Here is a 23,712-nt window from a genome sequence, read left to right as displayed (position 1 = left end):
CGCGCCGGCGCCGCCGTGCGGCGCAACGTGCTATGCTTCGGGGCACGCCGTCCTCGAGCCCCGGAGCATCGCATGCGTTCGGCACCTGCTGCACGCGCGCACGACGGCCTCCGTCCACGCCAGCGCGCGCCGGCGCGGCTCGTCTGCCTAACGACGTTAGGCACGGCGGTCGCCGCCTGTGGGGACGCACGAGTTCCGACCGCGCCGGCGCGCGGACCGGCGGAGTCGGTGCATGCGCAGGCCGCGATGTCCGCCGCCAGCCCGGCCGACCACCCCGGCGTGCAGTACGAGTGTCAGCTCCCCGCCGCGGGGACCGACCTGCAGCTCCTCTTCCAGCAGCCCCAGACCGGCGAACTCGCATACTGGAGCCTGCACGGCGCGGCCCTTCGCTCGGCCGGTGCGCTGCCCGGCGTGCCGGCGTCGTGGGCGGGGCTCACCGCCGTCGGTGGGTCCGTGTTCTGGACCGTGCCGCCGAGCGTGGCCGTGATGGAGCGGCGATTCGCCGGGTTCACGACGCTCGTGGACCGCGGCCAGTTCCATCCGACGGCGCCCGACCCCTGGCGCGTGGTCGCCATCGGCTCCGTGAACAATCCGGGGTACAGCGTGATCTGGCGGCACCCCGTCTCCGGCGAGGTCGTGGTGTGGGAGGTGGCCGACGTCAACGTCGCGCCGTTCGTCCTGCGCTCCGTCTCCAACGGCGCCGTGCCGCTCGCGTGGCGCGTGGAGACGGCCGGTGACCTCGACGGCGATGGCGAGTCCGATCTCTTCTGGGTGAACGACGCGAACGGCGCGCGCGTCGTGTGGCTGCTGCGGCACGGCGCGTACGCCTCCACCGTCGACCTCGGTGTCGTGCCCACGGCGTGGCGTATCGGCGGCGTGGCGGACCTCGACGGCGATGGGCAGCGCGACATCGTCTGGCAGAGCACGACGACCGGGCACCTCGTCACGTGGATCATGAGCAACGGGGCGTACGTACGCACCGTGCCGACCGCCACGCGGCTCGGTGAGCAGGCTCGCGTGCCGACGCCGTGGCGACTGTTCGGCGTGCAACGCGCGGCACCCGTGCCGGCACCCGCGCCCAAGCGACTCGGCATCCACCTCGGGGCGCAGCAGTCGGCGGCCGTCGGATCCACGCTGCCGCTCTACGCGACGGGCGACATGGTCTGCTCCGCGTTCGGCCCCGGACAGGGGACGCCGCCGTGGAACGGCGACCCGAGCACGTTCCCGCCCGGGTACATCCCGCCGCCGTACATCCCGCCGTGCTACCTGAACCCGGCCGAGGTGCTGCCGCCCAGGTACACCGTCACGTGGACGTCGAGCGCGAGCGGCCTCGCCGCGGTCGCCCCGGACGCGGCGCACCCGCTGTGGGGCATCGTCACCGCGCTCGGCGTCACCGGCGTGCCGGTGACGGTGACCGCGACGCTGCGCGACCCGTGCGGCGGGATCATCGCGATCACGTCGGTCGCCGTCACGGTGACGCCGTGATACGTTAGGCCGCGCTCACGGCCGCAGCCGCCCCATCATCCGCGGGAACGGGATCACCTCGCGGATGTGCTCCACGCCCGCGATCCACGCCACCGTGCGCTCCAGCCCGATGCCGAAGCCGGAGTGCACGAAGGTCCCGTACTTGCGCAGGTCGAGGTACCAGTCGTACGCCGCGAGCGGCAGCCCCTCCTCCTCGATGCGCCTAACGAGCTTGCCGTAGTCGTCCTCGCGCTGCGATCCGCCGATGATCTCGCCCCGCCCTTCCGGCGCGAGCAGATCCGCGCAGCGCACCGTGCGCGGGTCGGCGGGGTTCTCCTTCATGTAGAAGGCCTTCGCCTCCTTCGGGTAGTTCACGACGAACACCGGGCGCTCGTACTTCGCCACGATCGTCGCCTCGTCGGGCGCGCCGAGGTCCTCGCCCCACTTGATGTCGCTGCCGCTCTCCTGCAGCAGCGTCACCGCGTCGCCGTAGTCGAGGCGGACGAACGGGTCGCGCACGCAGTCCAGCTTCGACACGTCGCGTTCGAGCACCGCGAGCTCGGCGACGCGCCGTTCGCGCACGCGCTCCACGAGGAACCGCACGAGGTCCTCCTGGAGGTTCATGTTGTCGTCCTGGTCGTACCACGCCATCTCCGGCTCGATCATCCAGAACTCGGTGAGATGGCGGCGCGTCTTCGACTTCTCGGCGCGGAACGTGGGCCCGAACGTGTAGATGCGGCCTAACGCCGCCGCAAGCGCCTCGCCGTACAGCTGACCGGTCTGGGCGAGGTACGCCTTCCCTTCCTCGAAGTACTCGGTCTCGAACAGGCCGCCGCTCTCGCCCTGCGCGCCGGTGAGGATCGGCGTGTCGCAGCGCACGAACTCGCGCGCGTAGAAGAAGTCGTGGATTCCCTGCTCCACCTCGCTGCGGATCCGCATGATCGCCGCCTGCCGCGGCGACCGGAGCCAGAGGTGCCGGTGGTCGAGCAGGAAGTCGACGCCGTGCTCCTTCGGCTGGATCGGGTAGTCCGCCGGGCTCGTGCCGATCACCTCGAGCGCGCTCACGCCGAGCTCGTGGCCGCCCGGCGCGCGCGGCTCCGCGCGCACCTCCCCGGTCACCGCCACCGACGCCTCGAGCGACAGCCGGCCGAGCGCGTCCCACGTCTCCGGCGACACCGCGCTCTTCACCACCACGCACTGCGCCACGCCGGTGCCGTCGCGGATGACCGGGAACGCGATCTTGCCCGAGGAGCGGAAGTGCGTCACCCAGCCACGCACGGTGACGGTCTGGCCGACGTGCGACGGCAGCTCGGCGATGCGCACGGACGGGAATGTCATTGTCTCATCAGCGGTTACGCGTGGGCCGGGAACCTATGCGGGGCGCCGGGACGGTGTCAACGGACGGGGCCGCGTGCCACAAGTCACCACCTGCATCACACCAGTGGTGTATCTTTGCGCCGGGCCCGGCTCCACCGTTCGGCGTCCCGGCCCCTCGCTTGCGCCCGTTCTCCCGCATGATCCTTCGCGCCCGCCTCGCGCTCGGTTTCCTCACCATCGCGCTGCTGCTCGCCGTCCCGCTCGCCGTCTCGGTGCTCGCGCTGCACCACGCGCGGCAGACGGTCGACGAGCTCCGCGACGAGGCGTTCGCCGCGTCGCTGCTGGTGGCGCGCATGACGGCGACCAACGCGCAGCTCCGCGAGAAGGAGGCGAGCGTCTACGTCGACAAGGGCGCGACCCCGTCGTACGTCGACGAGCTGCGCCGCGCCCAGCGCACGCTCCGCCTGCAGGCCGATTCGCTGAACCGCCTCGGCCTCGTGCCGCTGCGCCGCTCCCTCGAGCCGCCGCTCGCGATCATCGGCCGGTTCACGGAGGTCGAGATCGCCGCGCTCGCGGACGGAGAGCTGGTGCTCGCGCAGAACGTCTCCGAGCAGCAGATGATCCCGGCCATCTCGCAGGTCGACCGCGAGCTGCGCGGCGCGGAGAACCAGCTGCGCGTGATCGCCGCGAAGAAGGTCGACGACGCGTCCACCCAGGCACATTCGGCCACCCGGCTCGCGGCCCTCCTGCTCGCGGCGGCGCTCGCCGCGGCGGCGCTCGTCGCGGTGTCGATCACGCGCTCCATCAGCCGACCGGTGCGCGACCTCGAGCGCGGCATGCATGCCGTGGCCGGCGGCGACTTCGCGCACCAGCTCTCCATCAGCACCGAGCGCGGCGACGAGTTCGGGCGGCTCGCGTCGAGCTTCACGTCGATGGCCCACCAGCTCGCGGAGCTCGACAAGCTGAAGGCGGAGTTCGTGTCCGTCGCGTCGCACGAGCTGAAGACGCCCATCAACGTCATCATGGGCTACCTGAAGCTGCTCGAGGAGAACCTCTACGGCGAGCTGAATCCCCGGCAGGCCGAGGTGATCGGCGTCATGCAGACGCAGGCGACGTCGATGGGGCGGCTCGTGCAGCACCTGCTCGACGTGAGCCGCTTCGAGGCGGGCGCCGGGCGGCTCGAGCCGCGGCCGACGAACCTGCGCGGCTTCCTGTCGCAGCTCGAGGCGACGTACAACGTGCTGGCCATGCAGCGCGAGGTCACGTTCACCGTCACGGCGTCGGACACGCTGCCGGAGGTCGTGACGTGGGATCAGGACCGCATCAGCGAGGTCCTCGGCAACCTGCTGTCGAACGCGTTCAAGTTCACGCAGGCCGGCGGTCGCGTGGAGCTCGCGGCGACGACGGTGCCCGACAAGGTGTACATCGAGGTGCGCGACACCGGCGTGGGCATCGCGCGCACGCAGCTGCCGCACATCTTCGACAAGTTCTACCAGGCCGACAACCAGGACCGGGCGGGCGCCAAGGGCAGCGGCCTGGGTCTCGCCATCGCGAAGGAGATCGTCGAGGCGCATGGCGGCAGCATCGCCGCGCAGAGCACCGTCGGCCGCGGCACGAAGTTCTCCATCCTCCTCCCGGTCGTCGCGATCTCGCACGTCGACGGTCCCGTGCACGCCGCGGAGGTCGCGCCGGAGGACGCCGTGCAGGCCGATGGGCAGCAGGCCACCGCGTCGCACGAGAGCCGCGACTCCGAAGCGGCGGACGATGCCGCCGAGGTGACGGCGTGACCCGGACGGCTCGGCGCCTAACGATGTTCGCCCTCTCGGCCGTCGCGCTGCTCGCCCCCGAGGCGTGCTCGCTGCACCGTCGGCCGCCGGCGCCGCTCGATCCGGCGGCCGATGCCGCCGCGCAGTGGCCCGAGGCGCGCCGCATCGCGCAGAACTTCGCGCTCGCGCGCGCCTTCGCGGACGCCGACAGCACGCTGCGCGCGTTCGCCGCGCGCTTTCCGGGCACGCCGTCGGCTGCCGAGACGGTGTACTGGCGCGCGCTCGTCCGCCTCGACCCGACGAGCGACGAGCAGCCGAGCGCCGAGGTGCTCCGCGACGTGCGGACGTGGCTCGACGCGTACATCGCCGGCGGGCCGCTGCAGGAGCACTACGTCGACGCGGTGGTGCTGCGCCGCATCGCGACGCGCTTCGACTCGCTCCGCATGGCCGCCGACACGCGCCCCGTGCCGGTTGCGGCCGCGCCCGCGATCGTCAACGGCAATCTGGTGGCGCGCGACAGCCTGAAGGTGCGCGACGACGAGATCCAGCGGCTGCGCCAGGAGCTGGACCAGGCGAAGGCGGAGCTCGAGCGCATCCGCCGCCGCCTGGCGCCGCCGCGTCCGTGACACCCGCGTCGAGGTCGCGCTGAGCGCGCCGCGCGCCGTCGTTCTCGTCAACCCGGCCGCGCGGCACGCCGAGCGGGCCGAGGATCCCGCGCTGCTCGACGCGCTCCGGCGCCGGTGGCACGTCGACGTCGTGCGACCGACGAGCGCCGCCGAGACGACGCGGCTCGCCGCGGCGGCCGCCGCGGAGGGACTCGACGCGGTGATCGCCGCCGGCGGCGACGGCACCGCGGCCGCCGTCGCGCGCGGCCTCGCCGGCACCGCCACGGCGTTAGGCATCCTGCCGCTCGGCACCGCGAACGACCTCGCGCGGGTGCTCGGCCTCCGTCGTGCGCCGGCCCGCGCGGCGGCGCGGCTCGCGGACGCCCGCACGCGGTCGATGGATCTCGTCGCGATGAACGGCACGACGTTCTGCACCGTCGGCGGTCTCGGGATCGTGAGCGACAGCGCGCTCGCCGCGGCGCGGCTCAAGTCGGGCACGGGCCGGCTCGCGCGCGTCGCGCGCGCGCTCGGCGGCGGGATCTATCGCGCCACCGCGCTCGGCGAGCTGGCGACGCGGCGTCCGCTCCGCACGCGCGTCGAGATCGAGGTCACGAGTCCCGACGGCAGCGTGGGCCGGCTCGCGGTCGACTCACCGGGGCTGTTCGTCGCGAACCAGCGCATGTGCGGCGGCGGCCTGTCGCTGCCGCGCGTCGGCCCCGACGACGACGGCGTGTTCGAGCTGCTCGTCATCCAGCGCGTGTCGCGGGCGCGGCTCGTCGACGCGTTCACGCGGCTCACGCTGAAGCTGCCGATCCCCGATGCGGTGCTGCGCGTGATCCCCGGCGTCGCCGCGCGCATCCACTGCGAGCGCGAGGAGACGTTCCTCGGCGACGGCGACGCGTTAGGCACCGGGTGCAGCTTCGCGCTTCGCGCGCTCCCCCGCACGCTCCGCGTGCTCGCCTGACCCCGACAGATCCTTGTAGAAGATCGTCGTGGCGCACGGCGTGCCGTCGGGCATCAGCGCATAGTTCGGCACCACGCCCACGCGCGTCCAGCCGAATCGCGCGTACAGCCGCTCGGCGTCGCCGCCCGTGACGGTGTCGAGCACGAGCAGCGTCCTGCCGGCGTCGAGCGCCACCGCCTCCGCTGCGTGCATCAGCAGTGCGCCGAGGCCGCGCCGTCGCGCCGAGCGCCGCACGAGCATCTTCGCGATGTCGGCGCGGTGCGGCTGGTTCTCCGGCCACGCGTACACCACCTGCACCGTGCCGAGCAGCTCTCCGGTCACGCGATCCTCCGCGACGATCAGGGCCCGGTCGTCGGCGGCGACGCCGTCGGCCACGGCGCGCCAGAACCGCTCCGCACGATGGCGATCGAGCGGCGCCATGAAGCTCACTCCCGCGCCTCCCTCCACGCAGTCGATCAGCACGTCGCCGAGGGCGCCGACCAGTGCTCGCGCCTCGTCCGCTTCCACACACCGCACGACCGGCGCGTCCGCGTCCCGCTCGCTCATGTGTGCCGTCTCCTGGCGTCAGCCCACGCGGAACAGCTCCAGCGACCGGGCATAGCGGCTGCCTAACGCTTTCCGGAGGCCCGCGTGCTCCGGCGCCGTCAGCTCCGGATCCGCGCCGAGCATCTCGTCGGCGACGGCGCGGGCGATCTCGTTCAGCTCCTCGTCGCGCAGCGGGTCGGCGACGCGGAACGTCGGCTGCCCGCTCTGCCGCTCCCCGAACAGGTCGCCCATGCCGCGCAGCCGCAGGTCGGCGCGCGCGATCTCGAAGCCGTCCTCGGTGTCGACTAAGATGTGCAGCCGCTCCGCCGCCTCCTGCCCCACGTCGCCGAGCAGGATGCAGTACGACGCCTCGCCGCCGCGGCCCACGCGGCCCCGGAGCTGGTGCAGCTGCGAGAGCCCGAACCGCTCCGGGTGCTCGATCAGCATCACCGTCGCGTTGGGCACGTCGATGCCGACCTCGATCACCGTCGTCGCGACGAGCACGTCGAGCGCGCCGTCGCGGAACGCGCGCATCACGGCGTCCTTCTCGTCGCCCGGCATGCGGCCGTGCAGCAGTCCCACGCGGCGCCCCTTGAACGCACCCTCGGAGAGCTCCTCGTACGCCACCGTCGCGGCCTTCAGGTCGGTCTTCTCCGACTCCTCGATGAGCGGGTACACGACGTACGCCTGGCGGCCCTTGTCGAGCTCCCGCTCCACGAACTGCAGCACGCGCTCGCGGCTGCTCTCGGGGCGCAGCGCGCTCGTCACCGGCTGCCGACCCGGCGGCTTCTCGTCGAGGATGCTCACGTCGAGGTCCCCGTACAGCGTGAGCGCGAGCGAGCGCGGGATCGGCGTCGCGCTCATGAGCAGCACGTCGGGGCTCTCCCCCTTCGCGCCCAACGCCTTGCGCTGCTCCACGCCGAACCGGTGCTGCTCGTCCACGATCGCCACGCCGAGCCGCGAGAACGCGGTGGCTTCCTGCACCAGCGCGTGCGTGCCGACGACGAGCAGCGGCGCCGGCTGCGCGAGCAGCGTCGCCGCCTCGCGACGCGCCTTCGCGCCGAGGCGTCCGGTCACGAGCACGGGCACGATGCCCAACGGCGCGAGCAGCTTCGTGAACGTGCGCAGGTGCTGCTCGGCGAGCAGCTCGGTCGGCGCCATCACCGCGGCCTGCCAGCCGTTCTCCATCGCGAGCAGCGCGGCGAACAGCGCGACGACCGTCTTGCCGCTGCCGACGTCGCCCTGCAGCAGCCGGTGCATGCGGCGCGGGCTCGTCATGTCGAACACGATCTCGCGCAGCGCGCGCGTCTGCGCACCGGTGAGCTCGAACGGCAGCGCCGCCTTCAGCTTCGTGGTGAGGTCGCGCCGGTTCTGGAACGCGATGCCGTGGCGCGACTCGCGCGCGAGCGCGTTCGCGCGTCGGTGAAGGATCTGCACCGACAGCAGCTCCTCGAACGCGAGCCGCGCCCGCCCCGCCATCGCCTCGGCGATCGACGTCGGCCGGTGCACCATGCGCAGCGCGTCGGGCAGCGGCGGCACGGCGGCGCGCGCGATCGTGGGCGCGGGCAGGTACTCCGTGACCTGCGGCAGCAGCGCGTCGAGGTGCGCGTCGACGAGCCCGCGGATCTGCTTGAACGACAGCCCCTCCGTCGCCGGATACACCGCGAGCACGCGCCCGCCGGCGGTCCCCTCCTCCTCCGCGCCGAGGTTCACGAACTCGCGCGGCTGGAGCTGCCGCCCGTGGAAGAAGCGCACGGTGCCGGAGAGCAGCAGCAGGTCGCCTTTCTCGATCGTGCGGTCGAGGAACGGCTGCCCGGGCCACGACACCTCGATCATGCCGCTCGCGTCACGCACGACGGCCTGGAACACGCGCAGCCCCTTCCGCGTCGGCAGCACGCCCTTCGAGATGACGCGCCCGATGACCGTGCCGTCCATCCCCGGCTCGAGCTCCGCGATGCGCTTCACGGTGCTCGCGTCTTCGTAGCGGTGCGGCACGTGATACAGCAGGTCGCCCGCCGTCTGCACGCCGAGTCGCGCGAGCGCGAGCGCGCGCGCCGGACCGACGCCCTTGAGGTACGTGACGGGCGTGTCGAGCGTGACGCGGGGAGCGGACGGCGCGCGGCGCGGGGCCGACATGACTAACGCGGGGGATTGGACGAACGCCGAGGCACGAGTAACAGGACGCCGGTGCTTGCCGTGTGGACAGGACGAACAGGACGGACAGGATGAACACCAACAAGAAAAGCAGTGCTGCTGTCGTTGGTTCTCATCCTGTCCGTCCTGTTCATCCTGTCAAAGACGAACAGCAACGGTCATGTCGTGTGTCCGCTGTTCATCCTGTCGAACGTCGGCCCGACGCGTCACGCCGCCGTCACGCCTCCACCAGCTCCTCCGCGAACTGCGCCGGGTCGAACGCGTGCAGGTCGCCCGCCTTCTCCCCCGTGCCGAGGAACTTCACCGGCACGTCGAGCTCCTCGTGCACGGCGACCACGATGCCGCCCTTCGCGGTGCCGTCGATCTTCGTCACGACGAGCCCCGTCACGGGCACCGCCTCGGTGAACGTGCGCGCCTGCACGACGGCGTTCTGCCCGATGGTGCCGTCGAGCACGAGCAGCGTCTCGTGCGGCGCGTCGGGGATCCGCTTCGCGATCACGCGCGCGACCTTCTTCAGCTCCTCCATGAGCCCCGCGCTCGTGTGCAGACGGCCGGCGGTGTCGATGATGACGACGTCCACGCCGCGCGCGATGCCCGCGTCGATCGTGTCGAATGCGACGGCCGCCGAGTCGGCGCCCGCCTTCGCGCCCACGAACTCCGCGCCCACGCGTTCGGCCCACACGCGCAGCTGGTCGATCGCGCCGGCGCGGAACGTGTCGCCGGCGCCGAGCAGGACGGTCTTTCCCTGCTTGCGCAGCCGCGCCGCGAGCTTGCCGATGAACGTCGTCTTCCCTGCCCCGTTCACGCCGATCACGAGGATCACCGTCGGCTTTGACGCCGAGAGCTTCAGCGACGGGTCGCTGTTCCCCTCGCGCAGCTCCGCTTCCACGAGGCGTCGCAGCGCGTCCTGGAACTCCGGCTCGGTGCGAATGAGGCCGCGCTGCGCATAGCCGCCGATCTGGTCGACGAGCTTCAGCGTCGTCGCGACGCCGAAGTCGGACGCCAGGAGCACCTCCTCGAGCTGCTCCAGCGAGCCGTCCTTCACGCCGCCGCGGAGGATCACCCCCACGTCGGCGTTCGCGACGTCCTTGATGCGTTGCCAGAGCGACTTCTTGGGCGCGTCGCCTTCCTTTCTGAACAGCAGAGCCATCGACCGAGCCGGTTAGCGTGGAGCGGGGAGCGTGGAGCGTGGAGAAATCTACTCTACCCTCCACGCTCCCCGCTCCACGCTATCGCAGGCCCCACCGGCGCCGCAGCAACCACTCCGCGCAGAGCAGCGCCAGCGCCAGCGCGTAGAGCAGCCCGAAGTCGCGTAGCCGCGGCGTGAGGTCGGCCGCGCGCCCGCTGCCCACGGGGCCCGACGCGACCGTGGCGCGCCGCGGCAGCAGCTCGCGCGCGACGTTCACCACGAGCAGCGCGCCACCGCCCGGCACCGTGACGTCGTACGTGCCCGGGGCGAGGGGCGCGCTCGTCACCGGCTCGCCGCGCGTGCCGAAGTGCAGCCGCACCGTGTCGGCGCTCGCCGCGCCGCGCCGCCTGAGCACCGCCGTGACGAGCGAGTCGGCACCGCCGCGCCGCCACCGGATCGGCTCTCCCGCGCGCACGACCGCGTCGGCGACGACCGCGCCGCGCACGTCGCCGCGCCCCGCGGCGAGGAAGTCGAGGATGCCGCCCCACAGCCCCGTGAATGCGTCGGCCGCCGCGCCGCCGCGGAACTGCCAGCGCCAGAACCCCGTCGCGCCGACGACGATCACGCGCCGCGGCTGCTCGGCGCCGACGATCACGGCGCGCGGCGCGCCGCTGCGGGCGAGCCGCGCCCGCAGCACGTCGAACTCCGCGCCGGCGAGCGCGCCTCCGCCGAGATCCAACGGCGGCAGGCTGTCCCACGCGACGCCGGAGAGCGCGGCCGCGGCCGGCGATGCCGGCGCATCCGACGCGTACCATTCCGCGGCCGGCGCGGCGCCCGGCGCGGCCGGCGCCGTCGGAAAGAGCAACAGCGCGCCGCGCGTCGCCGCGCGCGGCGCGCCGAATACCGCGGTGTCGCCGTGCAGCACCAGCACGCCCGCGCTCAGCGCCACGCGCCGCACCTCCGCCTCGTCCACCGGCGCGAGCGTCCCCTCCACGCGCCACTGTCCCGGCGCGACGCGCAGATACGCGCGGGTCGGCAGCGACAGCGCGCCGCGCAGGACGGCGAGCATGCCGCGCGCGTCGAAGTCGGGCGCGGAGCTCACGAACACCGCCGCCGGCGCCGCGCTCACGTCGAGCGTCGTGGCGAGCGTGTCGTTGCGCGGCTCGCGATCACCCGCGGCCGCGATGACGGCGCGCAGCGGCACCGAGCCTGCGAGCCCGGCGAGCGGCAGACGCATCGACACCGTGCGCTCGCCGAACGCGGGCAGCGGTGCGACGCTCGTCTGCGCGCTCGAGCGTCCGGCGACGTCGACGCGCAGCGTGCCCGGCGCCGCACCGGCGGCGTCCGCGGCGAGCGACACGCGCACGTCGATCGTGTCGGTCGCGGCGGCGAGGCGTGTCGCGTCGATCGACGTCACCGCGGCATCCGGCCCGCGACGCGGCGACTCCACGCGCACGCGCGATCCGCGCGCCACGCCGCGCAGCGCGGCGGCGTCGTCGATCTCGCCGTCGGTCACGAGCTGCAGCACGCGCCCCGATGCCGCCGCGCGCTCGGCGAGCGACGCGATGGACGAGCGCGCGTCGTGCGGTGCGTCGTCGCCGCGCAGCGGGCGCGCGGAGTCGCCGATCGCCCACAGCGTGTCGCCGCCGAGCGCGCGCGCGACGTCGCGCGCGCGGCGGAACGCGTCGACGTCGCCGCCGCGCGTCCAGCTCGCGGACACGTCGAGCGCCACGACCGCGGACGGCGCGCGTGACCGTCCCGCGGGCGCGTCGAGCGCGAGCGCGGCGAGCAGCGTCACGGCGAGCGCGCGCAGCACGGCGAGCGCGAGTCGCGGCCCGAGCGCGGGCGACGAGCGCCGCGCATACGACAGCGCGGCGAGCACCAGTCCGGCCGCGGCGGCGGCGAGCCAGACGCTCACGCGCTCAGCCGACGTCGCCTGTCGGGGATTCCATCGTCACGACGGGCGGCGAGTGCAATCGACGCGCCGCCCGTGCATCGGTCGACGTGCGCGTGGTCAGTTCGCGTCGGCGACTCGCGTCGTGGCCGACGGTGCGCGCAGATCGAGCGCGGCGAACAGACGCGAGCGGAGCGCCGCGAACGCGCCGCGCTCACGCGCTGGAATCGGATCGGCGATCTTGTCGCGCAGCGCCTTGCGCGGGTCGCGCTGCACGCCGTCGACGAGCATCTCGAAGTGCAGGTGCGGCGCGGTCGCGAGCCCCGTCATGCCGACGTAGCCGATCGTCTTGCCGATGGCGACGAACGAGCCGCGCCGCACGCCCTTCGCGAAGCCGCGCAGGTGGCCGTAGCGGCTCACGTAGCCGTTCGAGTGCCTAACCTCGATGACGTTGCCGAAGCCCGACTTCCACCCCGCGTACGCGACGGTCCCCTCACCGATCGCGCGCACCGGCGTGCCGGCGGCCGCGGCGTAGTCCGTCCCCTTGTGCATCTTCCACTCGCCGAGGATCGGATGATTGCGCATGCCGAACACGCTCGAGATGCGGCGGAACTCCACGGGCGCGCGGAGGAACGCGGCGCGCAGCGACTTGCCGTACTGATCGAAGAACGTCGTGCTGCCGCCGCGCCGCTCGAAGCGGATGGCGTCGACTTCCTTGCCGCTCACCGTCATGCTCGCCGCGAGGATGTGCGCCTCGGTCGGCTTCCCTTCCGGATCGACCTTCCGCTCCAGCAGCAGGCGCACGGAGTCGCCCGGCTGGAGGTCGCGGTCCATGTCGACGCGGTACTCGAAGATGTCGGCGAGCTTCCACACGATCTCGGAGCGCTCGGCGCTCGGCAGCCGGTCGCCGAGCGCGGCGTGCAGCGCGTCGTGCAGGCTGGAGCGGATCGCGCCGCGGGCCACGAGCGTGTCGGTGCGCCACGCGAGCTTCTCCTCCATGCGCTGCCACGCGCCGGCGAGATAGCGGAGGCGCACCACGCGGTCGACGGCGGGCTTGTACGTGATCTCCTGCGGCAGCGAGTCGCCGGCGCGCGCGACCGTCGTCACCTTGATGCCCGCGCGCAGCGACGTCGCCTCACCGGCGGCGCGCAGCGCCTGCGCGGCGAGCACGCGGCTCACGCCGGCGCGCTGCAGCACCGACACGAGCGTCTCGCCGCGGCCGAGCGTGTCGACGCGCTCCCGCCACGCGGGCGCCACCGGCGCGGTGACGGGGAGCGCGACCTCGGTCGCCGCGTCGTTCACGGCGAGGTCGGTCACGGGGCGCGCGGCGGGGGCCTGCGGCGCGAAGTAGACGGCCGCGGCGGCGGCGCCGGCCACGACCACGTAGGTCACGGCGCGGGCTCGGCGGAGGCGGCGATCGTTGGGCGCCCCCGCGCGGTCCGAGGCGCGGCGGGCAGGCGGAGGGGATGTCGCGCCGGGGGGGCGGCGTGCGACTTGGTGTCGTTCACCAGGGAGCTCTCGGGGGGAGACGCGACGTACGTGGGCGTGGAAGGCTCCGGTCAGCCGCAGAGCCTAATGCCCGGTACGACCACCCGCAACACCTCACGGCGGCGCGACTTACCGAGGACCGGCGGGGCCGCGCCGCCGACTCGTTCCCTATGTGACGAACCGCGGGCGCACTCGTCACGAGCGCGCCCGCGGGCGGAGAGGCGAACCGGGGACCGCAGCGATCCGGTCAATCCATCTGCCGACGGATGAACGTCGGGATCTCCATGTCGTTCAGGTCCTGCGGCGTGCGGTCGGACGCCGGGTTGAGCGGCGCGGACAGCGGGGTCGTGCGCGGACGCGCCGCCTCCATCGCCGGCGCGGTGCGCGGCGCCACGACACGGGCGCCGGCCGGGGCGCGGTCGCGTCCGTCGCGGGTGAACGGGATGATGTTCTGCGCACCCGAGTTGCGCGACGCCTCCATCCCCACGCCGCCGACCTGCAGCTGCCGGTCGAAGCCCGTGGCGATGACCGTGACGCGAATCTCCCCCTGCATCGCCGGCTCGTGCACGGCGCCGAAGATGATCTCCGCGTCGTCGCCGACGGCGTCGTGCACGATCTCGTTGATCTGGTGCACCTCGCCGAGCGTCAGGTCGTTGCCGCCGGTGATGTTCACCAGCACGCCCGTCGCGCCCGACACCGACACGTTGTCGAGCAGCGGCGAGGAGATCGCCTGCTGCGCGGCCTCGGTGGCGCGGTTCTCACCGCGGCCCATTCCGGTGCCCATGAGCGCCGAGCCGCCGTTCTGCATCACGGTGCGCACGTCGGCGAAGTCGACGTTCACGAGACCGGTGACGCTGATGAGGGAGCTGATGCCCTGCGTCGCGTGCAGCAGGACCTCGTCGGCCTTCTTCAGCGCATCCTGGAACGGGATCCCCTTGCCGACGACGGCGAGCAGCCGCTCGTTAGGCACGACGATCATCGTGTCGACGTGCTTGCGCATCTCGGCGATGCCCTGCTCCGCCTGCCGCATGCGCTTACGGCCCTCGAACAGGAACGGCTTGGTGACGATGCCGACGGTGAGCGCCCCGGCCTCGCGCGCCAGCTCGCACACGACCGGCGCCGCGCCGGTACCCGTTCCACCACCCATACCGCACGTGATGAACACCAGGTCGGCGTTCTGCAGCACGCGCAGCACCTCGTCGCGGCTCTCGTCGATCGCCTGGCGCCCGATCTCCGGACGCGCGCCGGCGCCGAGTCCCCGCGTGAGCTTCTTCCCGATCTGGATCTTGACGTCGGACTTCGAGCTGAGCAGCGCCTGCGCGTCCGTGTTCACCGAGATGAACTCGACCCCCTCGAGGTGCTCGTCGATCATCCGGTTGACGGCATTTCCGCCGCCCCCGCCGACGCCCACGACCTTCATGCGGGCGTTCTGGGTGGCGCTCTCCTCGAATTCGAAGATCATGCGGGCACGACTCCGAGTGTGCTGCGTGTGGACGGGGAAAGAACGAAGCCGGGAGAGAGAGCTGCCGGGTCTTCGCGAGTCACGCGCGGCTGACGCAGGTGGGAGGCGCGGCCGGTGTCGTGACTCGGGCAGGGAGCGAATATAACACGTTTCGCCGCCGCTGCCATGTCGCCACCCGCTGCGCGGAAAGCGACGAAATGATGTCTAGCGCCGTCACGCGTTTTCCACAACAGCGGGCGACGCAACCGCGCGTCGGTGTGACGTCCGACACAGCGCGATCGGTGTGCCGCGCCACCCGCGCGGTCCGGCTGCCAGCGTGACGCCCGCCGCGCCAACGTGTCGGACTTGACAAGAGTTCCGCGCGCTTTCACGCCGCGCGTTAGGAACGCCGCTGCGCGTCGCACGGCTCAGAAGAAGTCCTGAAGCCACAGCTTCACGCGCTGCGCCCACTTGTCGACGCCCGGCGTCTCGATCGTGACGCGCTTCTTCTGCGGCGCACCGCCGATCGCCACGCGCGACGCGCCGTAGAGCGCGAGCCCGAGCACCGTCGCGTAGCCCGGTCCTTCCACCGACTCGCGCAGCCCCGTCACCTGCTCGCCCGGCGTGCCCACGCGCGCCGTCGTGCCGAACACGTCGCTCGCCAGCTCGGTGACGCCGGGCATCGCCGCACCGCCACCGGTCAGCACCACGCCGCCGCTCAGCCGACCACCATACGACGCGCCCTGCACGCTGCGCTGCACGAGGTCGAAGATCTCGTCGAGGCGCTGGTGCACGATGTGCGCGATCAGCTCGCGCGGGATCTGCCGCTCGCCGTGCGTCGCCGTCGCCGGCAGCGCGATGATCTCCTTCTGGTCGACGAGCGACTCGTACGCGACCGCGAACTGCTCCTTCAGCTGCTCCGCATCGTGCTGCGTGACGCCGAGTCCGTGCACGAGATCGTTCGTCACGTGCGCGCCGCCGAACGCGATCGTCGCGAGATGACGGATCTTCCCCTCGTGGAACACCGCGACGTCGGTGGAGCCCGCGCCGAGCTCGATGAGCGCCACGCCGAGCTCCTTCTCGTCCTCGGTGAGCACGGCGAGTGCGCTCGCCAGCGGCTCGAGCACGAGCTCGCGCACCTTGCACTCCGCGCGCTCCACGCTCTTGCGCAGGTTCGTCGCCGGCGACGCACCGATCGTGACGAGGTACATCTCCGTCTCGAGGCGCATCCCCGTCATGCCGACGGGGTCCTGGATGCCGCCGCCACGGTCGACGCTGTACTCCTGAGGGATCGCATGCAGCAGCTCGCGATCCTGCGGCAGCGGCTGCACGCGCGCGACCTGGTTCACGCGATCGACGTCGGACTTCGTGATCTCCGCGCCGGCGACGGCGACGATGCCCTGGCTCGTCATCGCGCGCACGTGCTCGCCCGCGATGCCGACGAACGCGGAGTCCGCCTGCACGCCGGCCATCCGCTCGGCGTCGTCGAGCGCGCGGCGCACCGAGCGCGTCGTCTCCTCGATGTCGGTGACGACGCCGCGGCGCATGCCGGTCGTGCGCGCCTCGCCGACACCGAGCACGCGAATTCCCGGCCGCTTCGGCAGCTCGCCGACGATCTCGGCGATCACCGCGACCGTCTTTCCCGATCCGATGTCGAGCCCCGCGACGGTTCGTTCGGTCTTCATGGCAGTCTGGCGATCACTTGATCACGATAGCGGAGATCGATCTCGGAGACGCGGACGCGGCGTCGCGCCAGGTCACTCTCGACCGGAAGCAGATCGGCGAGCCGCGCCGGCGTCACGTCGGGCGACACGCGCAGCAGGAACGGCGCCTGTCCCACGGTGTCGCCGCGCTCGGGCATCACCGTGAGCCGCAGCTCGTCGCGCCCCACGCGCCGCAGCTCGCTCACGCGCGCGTAGAGCACCGGCGCCTCGCGCCGCAGCGCGTCGAGCACGCGCAGCGCCGCCGCGTCGGGCGACGCGACGACGGGCACGTCGACACCGCCGACGCGGCTCGGATCGATCGGCAGCACGCGGCCGTCGGCGCCGAGCACGGCGAGCCCGTCGCGCGACGGCGTCATCGCGACCGGCACGCGCTCGCTGACCACGACGCGCAGCGTGCCCGGAAGATGACGCTCGACACGCGCGCTCGCGACGAGCGGATGCCGCGACACGCGCCGACCGAGCGCGTCGAGATCCGTCCACACCGACCACGTCGTGTCCACTTTCAGCCGCGCCAGCAGCTCGGCGGGCGGCGCGTAGCGTGCGCCGTCGATCTCGACGCGACGCACACGGAAGTACGCCAGCCGCGACAGCGCGCGTGGCACCCACCATGGCGACGAGGCGAGCGCGGCGACGAACAGCACGAGCACCGTGAGGCCGAAGATCGCGCGCCACCGCGGGCGACGCGGCGCGTCGTCGTCGCGCGCGCGACGCCGCGATGGACGCTCGACACGCTCGTCGTCGTGCTCGTCGTGCATCGCGTCGTGCGCGAACGCCGGCGCGCTCATGCCCCAGCCTCCGCGTGCCGCGGCGCGCGCAGCCGCTCGAGCAGCTCCGGACCGGTGAGCGTCACGTCGCCCGCGCCGAGCGTGATCACGACGTCGCCCCGCTCGGCGTGCGCCGCGAGCGCGTCGGCGAGGGCGGCGCGCTCGCCCCGCCACGTCACCGGGCGGCCCAACGCGCGCGCCGCGTCGACGATGAGATCCGCGCTCACGCCGTCGATCGGCTGCTCGCGCGCGGGATAGATCTCGGTGAGGAACACCGCGTCGGCCGCGGCGAGCGCGCGCGCGAACTCCCCGGCGAAATCGCGCGTGCGCGTGAACAGGTGCGGCTGGAACGCGGCGACGACGCGGCGGCCGGGGAACGCGGCGCGCGCCGCGGCGAGCGTCGCCTCGATCTCCGTCGGATGGTGCGCATAGTCGTCGACGACCTCGACGCCCGCACCCGCGCCGAGGCGCTGGAAGCGACGCTCCACGCCGCCGAACGACTCGAGCCCCGGCCGCATCGCGTCGAGCTTCGCGCCGAGCAGCAGGCCGACGCCGATCGCGGCGAGCGCGTTGCGCACGTTGTGCTCGCCCGGCACGCGCAGCGCGATCTCGCCCAGGTCCTCGCCGTCGTACGTCACGAGGAACCGCGTGCCGCCGTTCTCCGCGCGTACGTCGCGCGCGACGAGCCGCGCATCCGCGACGTGCGTGACGCCGAAGCGGACGACCTCCGACGACGCCGCGTACGGCAGCGACCGCGCGCCCTCGTCGTCGGCGCTCGCGACGACATAGCGCGCACGCCGCGCGTACTCGGTGAACGCGCCGCGGATGTCGTCGAGATCGCGATAGATGTCGAGATGGTCGGCCTCGACGTTGGTCACCACGGCGACATCGGGCGTCAGCGCGAGGAACGAGCGATCGTACTCGTCGGCCTCCACCACGAACAGCGCACGCTCTGCGTCGATCGACGCGCCGACGCGCAGGTTGCCACCCCATGCGCCCACGCGGCCGCCGGCGATCCCGGTCGGCGCGAGCCCGGCGGCGGTGAGCGCCTCCGTCGTCATCACCGTCGTCGTCGTCTTGCCGTGCGTGCCGGCCACGCCGACCACGGTGCCGCCGGCGATCGCCTCGGCGAGCGCTTCGGCGCGGCGGATCACCGGCAGCCCGGCGGCGCGCGCGGCCGCGAGCTCGGGGTGGTCCTTCGGCACGGCCGACGTCACGACCACCGCGCGCGCACCGCGCACGTGCGCCGGATCGTGGCCGGCGCGCACGTCGATCCCCAGGCGGCGCAGATCATCCTCGTGCGACGGGTGCGCGTCGCACCCGGTGACGATGGCGCCGCGCCGCGCGAGGAGCTCGGCGAGGGCGCTCATTCCGGCGCCGGCGACGCCGACGAAGTGGACCGGACGGGGATCGACTGCAGACAGGAGAGACATATGAGGCCGCGGCGCAATATAGACCGGCTCGCGTCAGATGGGAGCGCCAGCGACGCTCTCGAGCACGCGAGCCGCGATGCGCGCGGCGGCGTCGGGGCGGCCTCGCTCCGCGGCCCGCGCGGCGAGGGCCCCGCGCGCCGACTCCGAACGCAGCTCGCCGACCACGGCGTCGAGCCGCTCGGGCGTGAGCTCGCTCTGCGGCACGTGCACCGCGGCGCCGGCGTTCGCCATCGCGCGCGCGTTGTGCGTCTGGTGGTCGGCGGCCGCCGTCGGCAGCGGCACGAGCACGGACGGAATTCCCCACGCGCACAGCTCGGCGATCGTCATCGCGCCGGCGCGCGTGAGCGCGAGATCGGCCGCCGCGTACGCCTCCGCGATCGGCGACAGATACGGCCGCACGCGCACGCGATCCCCTGACGCGCCGTCGAGCGCCGCGTACGGCTCGTACTGATTCTTCCCCGTCGCCCACAGCAGATGCACGCCGTCGGGGAGCCCGCGCCGCACCCACGCGGCGAGCGTGTCGTTGATCGCCTTCGCGCCCTGGCTCCCGCCGACGGCGAGCAGCACGAGGCCGTTCGCCGGAAAGCCCCACGCGGCGCGCGCCGCCGGGCGATCGGGGCGCACCGCCGGCGGCGGCTCGATCGGGTTGCCGAACGCCTCGACGCGCGTGCGACGGCCCGGCTTCAGCAGTCGCGCGCCTTCGGGAAAGCCGAGGAACACCTCACGCGCCCAACGCGCGAACAGCCGCGTCGTGAGCCCCGGGTGGCTGTCCGCCTCGTTCAGCATCGTCGGCACGCCGTGCGTCACCCCGTACGCGAGCGCGAGCCCCGCCGCGTAGCCGCCGGTGCCGATCACGGCGGCTGGCCGCTCCTCGCGGAACAGCCGCCCGAGCGTGCTCCACGCGCCTAACGCGCCGCGCACGGTGAGCCAGTTCTTCCACGGCGCGCTGCGATACAGCGGATGGAGATCCAGCAGCAGGTGCGGGAACTCCGTCGTCGGCAGCACGTCGCGCTCGATGCCGCGGCGCGCGCCGACGAAGAACGGCTGCACGCGCGGGTCGGCACGCACGAGCGCGCGCGCGATCGCCAGTCCCGGGTACAGATGGCCTCCCGTGCCGCCCCCAGTCACCACGATCCGCATGGTTCCTCTACGCTCCACGCTCCACGCTCCCCGCTCACCATGCCCCGGCGGCACGGCGAGCGTAGAGCGTGGAGCGTGGAGAACACTACGGGGTGAACGGGTTGGTGGCGTGCTCGCCGACGATGCGCTGCTTCTCGCTGCCGATGTTCACCAGCAGCCCGGTCATGAGCAGCGACAGCACGAGGTTGGAGCGCCCGTACGAGATGAACGGCAGCGTGAGCCCCGTCGTCGGCAGGAGGCCGATGACGACGCCGATGTGCAGATACGCGGTGAGCACCATCGTCGTCGTGACGCCGACCGCCACCATCTTCTGGAACGGCGTGCGCGCCGCCGCGGCGATGCGGAAGCCGAGCCACGCGTACAGCGCATAGAACGCCGTGAGCAGCACGAGGCCGACGAAGCCCCACTCCTCGCCGATGTTGCTCCCGATGAAGTCGGAGTACGGGAACGGCAGGAAGCCGTACTGCTGCACGCCCTTGCCGAAACCCGTCCCGAACACGCCGCCGGAGCCGACGGCGACGAGCGACTGCTGCAGCTGGTAGCTCACGATCGCGTGCGCCTTCTCGTCGGGATGGAAGAACGAGATGAGACGCAGCACGACGTACTGGAGCTTCTCCGCCTCGTGCCAGAGCACCGGGATGCCCATCACGCCGAGCGCGATGAAGTGGCCGATACGCACGCCGCCGGCGAACAGGATGATCGCCATGATGAGCAGGAACGTCATCGCGATCGACAGGTCCGGCTCGAGGATCGCGAACATCGCGAGCGCGCCGACGACGAGCAGGAACGGGAACAGTCCCTTCGTGAGGCGACGCAGCGTGCCGTCCTCCTGCTTCTTCACGAGCAGCATCGCCGTCCACACGATGACGGCGAGCTTCGCGAACTCCGACGGCTGGATGGAGCCGCCGAGCAGGAAGCGGCGTGACCCGTGGATCGGCGGCGCGATGGCGCGCGTGAACGGCAGCACCGTCACCAGCATCATGAGCAGCGCGAGCCCCATGAGCGGCCACGCCCACTTGCGCCACCGCTCCGCGTCGAGCTTCGCGACGACGGCGAACACGATGATGCCGACGAGCGCGCCCGAGAGCTGCTTCATGAAGAAGTAGTAGCTCGGCAGCTTCGACTGCATGGCGACGATCGCGCTCGCGCTGTACAGCGTCGCGAGGCCGAACGCGAGCAGCACGGCGTTGACGAAGACGAGCGCACGCGCCTCGCCGCCCATGCGCCACCGCTCGCGCACGTCGGCACGCCGGGCCCGCGACGCGGCGCGCCGGTCGTACGTCCCGATTTGGGTCGGCTCGAGCCCGCGAGCCGCGGTCGTCGTCGTCATCGAATGCTGCCCGTTTCCGCGGCGAGTCGCCGGAACTCGGCGCCGCGCTGCGCATAGTTGTCGAACATGTCGAAGCTGGAGCAGGCCGGCGACAGCAGCACGGCCTCCCCCGGTCCGGCGAGCGCCCGCGCGCGGGCCATCACCTCCGGGAAGGACGAGCCGAGTCGCTCGACATGCACGAGCTCGCCAAGATCCTTCTCCACGATCGCGGCCGACTCGCCGTACGCGAGGACGACCTTGCCGAACCGGCGAAACGGCTCCGCGAGCGCCGTGTACGGCTCGCCCTTGTGCCGCCCTCCCAATAGAAGGACGAACGGCTTCGTCATTCCCGCGACCGCGACCAGCGTGGAGGCAACGTTCGTCGCCTTGGAGTCGTTGATCCACTCCACCCCGTCGAACGTCCCGACGGGCTCCATCCGGTGGGCGAGCGCGCGGAACGTGCGCAGCCCGTCGGCCAGCCGGCGCCGGGCGTCGGGCCCGGCGTGCGACGGATCGGCGACCGCCACCGCGAGCGACGCCGCGAGGGCGTTCGCGACGTTGTGGTCGCCGAGCAGCGGGAGCTCGGCGCGTGGGAGCAGCGGCTCCTCGAGCAGCACCAGGTCGCCCGCTCCGCGGTCGAAGTACGCGGCCGCAGCGTTCGTCCGCGTGCTGAACCCGTGCGTCTCCCCCGGCAGCACCGGGGGCGCGCCCGGCAGCCGGCGGAACAGGCCGAGGACCTCGGGCTCGTCGGCGTTCAGCACCCAGCGCGACCCGGCATGCGCGTTCGCGAAGAGGAGCGCCTTGTCGGCGTAGTACGCGTCGACCGAGGCGTATCGGTCCAGGTGGTCCGGACTGAGGTTGGTCACCACGCCCACCGTCGGGTTCACGCTCGGCGTGTCGTGGAGCTGGAACGACGACAGCTCGAGCGCGGCCCACTCGGGCGGGCGATCGCGCAGCGCGAGCTCGGCGAGCGGCGTCCCGATGTTGCCCGCGTCGACCGCGTCGCGGCCGAGCGCGCGGAGCAGGTGGCCGATGAGCGCCGTCGTCGTCGTCTTGCCGTTGGTCCCGGTGACGGCGACGTAGCGCAGCCGCGGCAGATAGTGCAGCGCGACCTCGATCTCGCCGACGATCGGCACGTCGCGCGCGCGCGCCGCGGCGAGGGGCGGCGCGTCGGGCGGCACGCCGGGGCTCGCGACGACGAGCGCCGCGCGCGCGATGCGATCGAGGTCGTGCGACCCGACGTCGACCGCCACGCCGTGATGCGCGAGCGCGCCGGCCGCCTCGAGCAGCGCGTCGCCACCGCCCGCGTCCGACGCGTACACCGCGTGCCCGTCGCGCGCGAGCAGCGCCGAGGCCGCGCGCCCGCTCTTGCCGAGCCCCACGACGGCGATCTCGCCCGGCGCGTGCCCGCGGAAGACGTCGGTGGGCACGGTCAGCGCAGCTTGAGCGTGCTGAGCGCGAGGATCGCGCAGAAGATCCCGATGATCCAGAACCGCACGACGACCTGCGTCTCCGGCCACCCCTTCACCTCGAAGTGGTGGTGCAAGGGCGCCCGCAGGAAGACGCGGTGTCGTTGAGCGTACTCGAGGCCGTGGCGCCGCTTGCGGTACTTGAACACGAAGCGCTGCAGGATCACCGAGAACATCTCGGCCACGAACACGCCGCCGATGATGAGCAGCAGGAACTCGCTCTTCAGCAGCACCGACACCGCGCCGAGCGCGCCTCCGAGCGCGAGCGAGCCGGTGTCGCCCATGAAGACCTGCGCCGGGAACGTGTTGTACCAGAGGAAGCCGATGCACGCGCCGAGGATCGCGGCGCAGAACACCGTCAGCTCACCCGCGCCGCGCAGGTAGAACACCTGGAGGTATCCGCTCGTGTCGTAGCGGCCGAACATGTACGCGAACACGCCGAACGTCGCCGCCGCGATCCCGACGAGCCCCGACGCCAGCCCGTCGAGACCGTCGGTGATGTTCACCGCGTTGCTCGCGCCGGTGAGGACGAACGTCACGAACGCGATGTACAGCCACGTCAGCGCCGCCGTCGACGGGATGATGAGGATGTACTTGAAGAACGGCAGCGTGGTCGACGCGCCGGGGAGCGTGGACAGCGGGAACAGCCACACGTACAGGCCTAACGCGAGCCCGGCGGAGAGCTGCCCGACGAGCTTGTAGCGCTCGACGAGCCCCTCGTTCTTCAGCCCGAGGCGCTTCTGCTTCAGCTTGAGGTAGTCGTCGAGGAAGCCGATGCCGCCCATCCACGCCGTGAGCACCATCGCCGTCACGAGATACTGCCCGCCGCGGTGCCACGTGTAGCGTCCCCAGAGCAGGAGCGGGACGAACGTCGCGACGAGGATGATGAGCCCTCCCATCGTCGGCGTGGTTCCCTTCCCGGCGTGCGTGTCGGGCGTGCCCTCGCGCACGACCTGATGCACGGCCATCGCGCGCAGTCGACGGATGATCGTCGGCGCGACGATGAACGCCACGATGAGCGCCGTGACGAACGCCGCCCCCGCCCGGAACGTGATGTAGTTCAGGAGGTTGAACGTCTTGATGCTGCGCGCCAGCGGCTGGAGCAGGAAATAGAGCACGTGTCTGA

General features: G+C 72.6%; 17 protein-coding genes and 1 pseudogene. 4 read left to right on the top strand and 14 right to left on the bottom strand.

Annotation, left to right across the window (positions count from 1 at the left end; all coding sequences use genetic code 11):
• The first annotated feature begins 72 nt into the window (after positions 1-72).
• Positions 73-1,485 (top strand): FG-GAP repeat domain-containing protein, encoded by a 1,413-nt coding sequence (locus J421_RS15510; RefSeq protein WP_148306344.1) that lies wholly within the window; start codon positions 73-75, stop codon positions 1,483-1,485.
• Between the two features lie 15 nt (positions 1,486-1,500).
• On the opposite strand, the gene asnS is transcribed toward J421_RS15510, so the two are convergent.
• Positions 1,501-2,802, bottom strand: coding sequence for an asparagine--tRNA ligase (gene asnS, locus J421_RS15505; RefSeq protein ID WP_025412093.1), 1,302 nt, complete (start codon positions 2,800-2,802; stop codon positions 1,501-1,503).
• A 176-nt stretch (positions 2,803-2,978) separates the two neighbouring features.
• Here asnS and J421_RS15500 point away from each other — a divergent pair, with 176 nt between their 5' ends.
• The 3 genes from J421_RS15500 to J421_RS15490 are packed head-to-tail and all read left to right on the top strand — an operon-like array spanning position 2,979 to position 6,116.
• The gene (locus J421_RS15500) at positions 2,979-4,568 is read left to right on the top strand and encodes a sensor histidine kinase (protein WP_025412092.1); all 1,590 of its coding nucleotides are present in this window, start codon (positions 2,979-2,981) and stop codon (positions 4,566-4,568) included.
• Positions 4,565-5,173: a hypothetical protein gene (locus J421_RS15495; RefSeq protein WP_148306343.1), complete on the top strand. Its 609-nt coding sequence runs from the start codon at positions 4,565-4,567 to the stop codon at positions 5,171-5,173. The genes J421_RS15500 and J421_RS15495 overlap by 4 nt, the downstream gene beginning before the upstream one ends.
• Positions 5,174-5,192: 19 nt before the next feature.
• Positions 5,193-6,116, top strand: a complete 924-nt coding sequence (locus J421_RS15490; RefSeq protein ID WP_104022680.1) for a diacylglycerol/lipid kinase family protein — start codon at positions 5,193-5,195, stop codon at positions 6,114-6,116.
• A gap of 6 nt (positions 6,117-6,122) precedes the next feature.
• Here the strand turns inward: J421_RS15490 and J421_RS15485 are convergent.
• The 13 genes and pseudogenes from J421_RS15485 to mraY all read right to left on the bottom strand — a co-directional run.
• Positions 6,123-6,662, bottom strand: a pseudogene (locus J421_RS15485) (GNAT family N-acetyltransferase); the annotation flags it as partial.
• A gap of 18 nt (positions 6,663-6,680) precedes the next feature.
• Positions 6,681-8,777, bottom strand: coding sequence for an ATP-dependent DNA helicase RecG (gene recG, locus J421_RS15480; RefSeq protein ID WP_025412088.1), 2,097 nt, complete (start codon positions 8,775-8,777; stop codon positions 6,681-6,683).
• A 235-nt stretch (positions 8,778-9,012) separates the two neighbouring features.
• On the bottom strand, positions 9,013-9,945 hold the full coding sequence (gene ftsY, locus J421_RS15475; RefSeq protein ID WP_025412087.1) for a signal recognition particle-docking protein FtsY: 933 nt from the start codon (positions 9,943-9,945) through the stop codon (positions 9,013-9,015).
• A gap of 79 nt (positions 9,946-10,024) precedes the next feature.
• Positions 10,025-11,842, bottom strand: a complete 1,818-nt coding sequence (locus tag J421_RS15470; protein WP_025412086.1) for a hypothetical protein — start codon at positions 11,840-11,842, stop codon at positions 10,025-10,027.
• 96 nt (positions 11,843-11,938) lie between these two features.
• Entirely contained in the window at positions 11,939-13,210 is a 1,272-nt protein-coding gene (locus tag J421_RS15465) for a M23 family metallopeptidase (protein ID WP_025412085.1), read from the bottom strand.
• Positions 13,211-13,553: 343 nt separating this feature from the next.
• Positions 13,554-14,765 carry a cell division protein FtsZ gene (gene ftsZ, locus J421_RS15460; RefSeq protein ID WP_025412084.1) on the bottom strand — a complete coding sequence of 404 codons (1,212 nt, stop codon included), beginning with the start codon at positions 14,763-14,765 and terminating at the stop codon, positions 13,554-13,556.
• 410 nt (positions 14,766-15,175) lie between these two features.
• Positions 15,176-16,432 carry a cell division protein FtsA gene (ftsA, locus tag J421_RS15455; RefSeq protein ID WP_025412083.1) on the bottom strand — a complete coding sequence of 419 codons (1,257 nt, stop codon included), beginning with the start codon at positions 16,430-16,432 and terminating at the stop codon, positions 15,176-15,178.
• On the bottom strand, positions 16,429-17,256 hold the full coding sequence (locus tag J421_RS15450) for a cell division protein FtsQ/DivIB (RefSeq protein WP_025412082.1): 828 nt from the start codon (positions 17,254-17,256) through the stop codon (positions 16,429-16,431). Before J421_RS15450 ends, ftsA begins: the two co-directional genes overlap by 4 nt.
• On the bottom strand, positions 17,253-18,668 hold the full coding sequence (murC, locus tag J421_RS15445) for a UDP-N-acetylmuramate--L-alanine ligase (RefSeq protein ID WP_025412081.1): 1,416 nt from the start codon (positions 18,666-18,668) through the stop codon (positions 17,253-17,255). Before murC ends, J421_RS15450 begins: the two co-directional genes overlap by 4 nt.
• A gap of 33 nt (positions 18,669-18,701) precedes the next feature.
• Positions 18,702-19,808, bottom strand: a complete 1,107-nt coding sequence (locus J421_RS15440; protein WP_025412080.1) for a UDP-N-acetylglucosamine--N-acetylmuramyl-(pentapeptide) pyrophosphoryl-undecaprenol N-acetylglucosamine transferase — start codon at positions 19,806-19,808, stop codon at positions 18,702-18,704.
• An 85-nt stretch (positions 19,809-19,893) separates the two neighbouring features.
• Entirely contained in the window at positions 19,894-21,138 is a 1,245-nt protein-coding gene (locus J421_RS15435) for an FtsW/RodA/SpoVE family cell cycle protein (RefSeq protein ID WP_025412079.1), read from the bottom strand.
• The gene (gene murD / locus J421_RS15430) at positions 21,135-22,547 is read right to left on the bottom strand and encodes a UDP-N-acetylmuramoyl-L-alanine--D-glutamate ligase (protein WP_025412078.1); all 1,413 of its coding nucleotides are present in this window, start codon (positions 22,545-22,547) and stop codon (positions 21,135-21,137) included. The genes J421_RS15435 and murD overlap by 4 nt, the downstream gene beginning before the upstream one ends.
• Positions 22,548-22,549: 2 nt before the next feature.
• The gene (gene mraY, locus J421_RS15425; protein WP_025412077.1) at positions 22,550-23,704 is read right to left on the bottom strand and encodes a phospho-N-acetylmuramoyl-pentapeptide-transferase; all 1,155 of its coding nucleotides are present in this window, start codon (positions 23,702-23,704) and stop codon (positions 22,550-22,552) included.
• Between the last annotated feature and the right edge of the window lie 8 nt (positions 23,705-23,712).

It is taken from the genome of Gemmatirosa kalamazoonensis (genome assembly GCF_000522985.1).
Classification (GTDB): Bacteria; Gemmatimonadota; Gemmatimonadetes; order Gemmatimonadales; family Gemmatimonadaceae; genus Gemmatirosa; species Gemmatirosa kalamazoonensis.
The sequence above is the reverse complement of the archived record's forward strand: the minus strand, read 5'-3'. Positions and strand labels throughout refer to the sequence as shown.

What these genes read in the sequence shown, in the direction of transcription:
- J421_RS15510 (WP_148306344.1), top strand. Translation starts at nt 73, where the DNA reads ATGCGTTCGGCACCTGCTGCACGCGCGCACGACGGCCTCCGTCCACGC.
- asnS (WP_025412093.1), bottom strand. Translation starts at nt 2,802, where the DNA reads ATGACATTCCCGTCCGTGCGCATCGCCGAGCTGCCGTCGCACGTCGGC.
- J421_RS15500 (WP_025412092.1), top strand. Translation starts at nt 2,979, where the DNA reads ATGATCCTTCGCGCCCGCCTCGCGCTCGGTTTCCTCACCATCGCGCTG.
- recG (WP_025412088.1), bottom strand. Translation starts at nt 8,777, where the DNA reads ATGTCGGCCCCGCGCCGCGCGCCGTCCGCTCCCCGCGTCACGCTCGAC.
- ftsY (WP_025412087.1), bottom strand. Translation starts at nt 9,945, where the DNA reads ATGGCTCTGCTGTTCAGAAAGGAAGGCGACGCGCCCAAGAAGTCGCTC.
- ftsA (WP_025412083.1), bottom strand. Translation starts at nt 16,432, where the DNA reads ATGAAGACCGAACGAACCGTCGCGGGGCTCGACATCGGATCGGGAAAG.
- J421_RS15450 (WP_025412082.1), bottom strand. Translation starts at nt 17,256, where the DNA reads ATGAGCGCGCCGGCGTTCGCGCACGACGCGATGCACGACGAGCACGAC.
- murC (WP_025412081.1), bottom strand. Translation starts at nt 18,668, where the DNA reads ATGTCTCTCCTGTCTGCAGTCGATCCCCGTCCGGTCCACTTCGTCGGC.
- J421_RS15440 (WP_025412080.1), bottom strand. Translation starts at nt 19,808, where the DNA reads ATGCGGATCGTGGTGACTGGGGGCGGCACGGGAGGCCATCTGTACCCG.
- J421_RS15435 (WP_025412079.1), bottom strand. Translation starts at nt 21,138, where the DNA reads ATGACGACGACGACCGCGGCTCGCGGGCTCGAGCCGACCCAAATCGGG.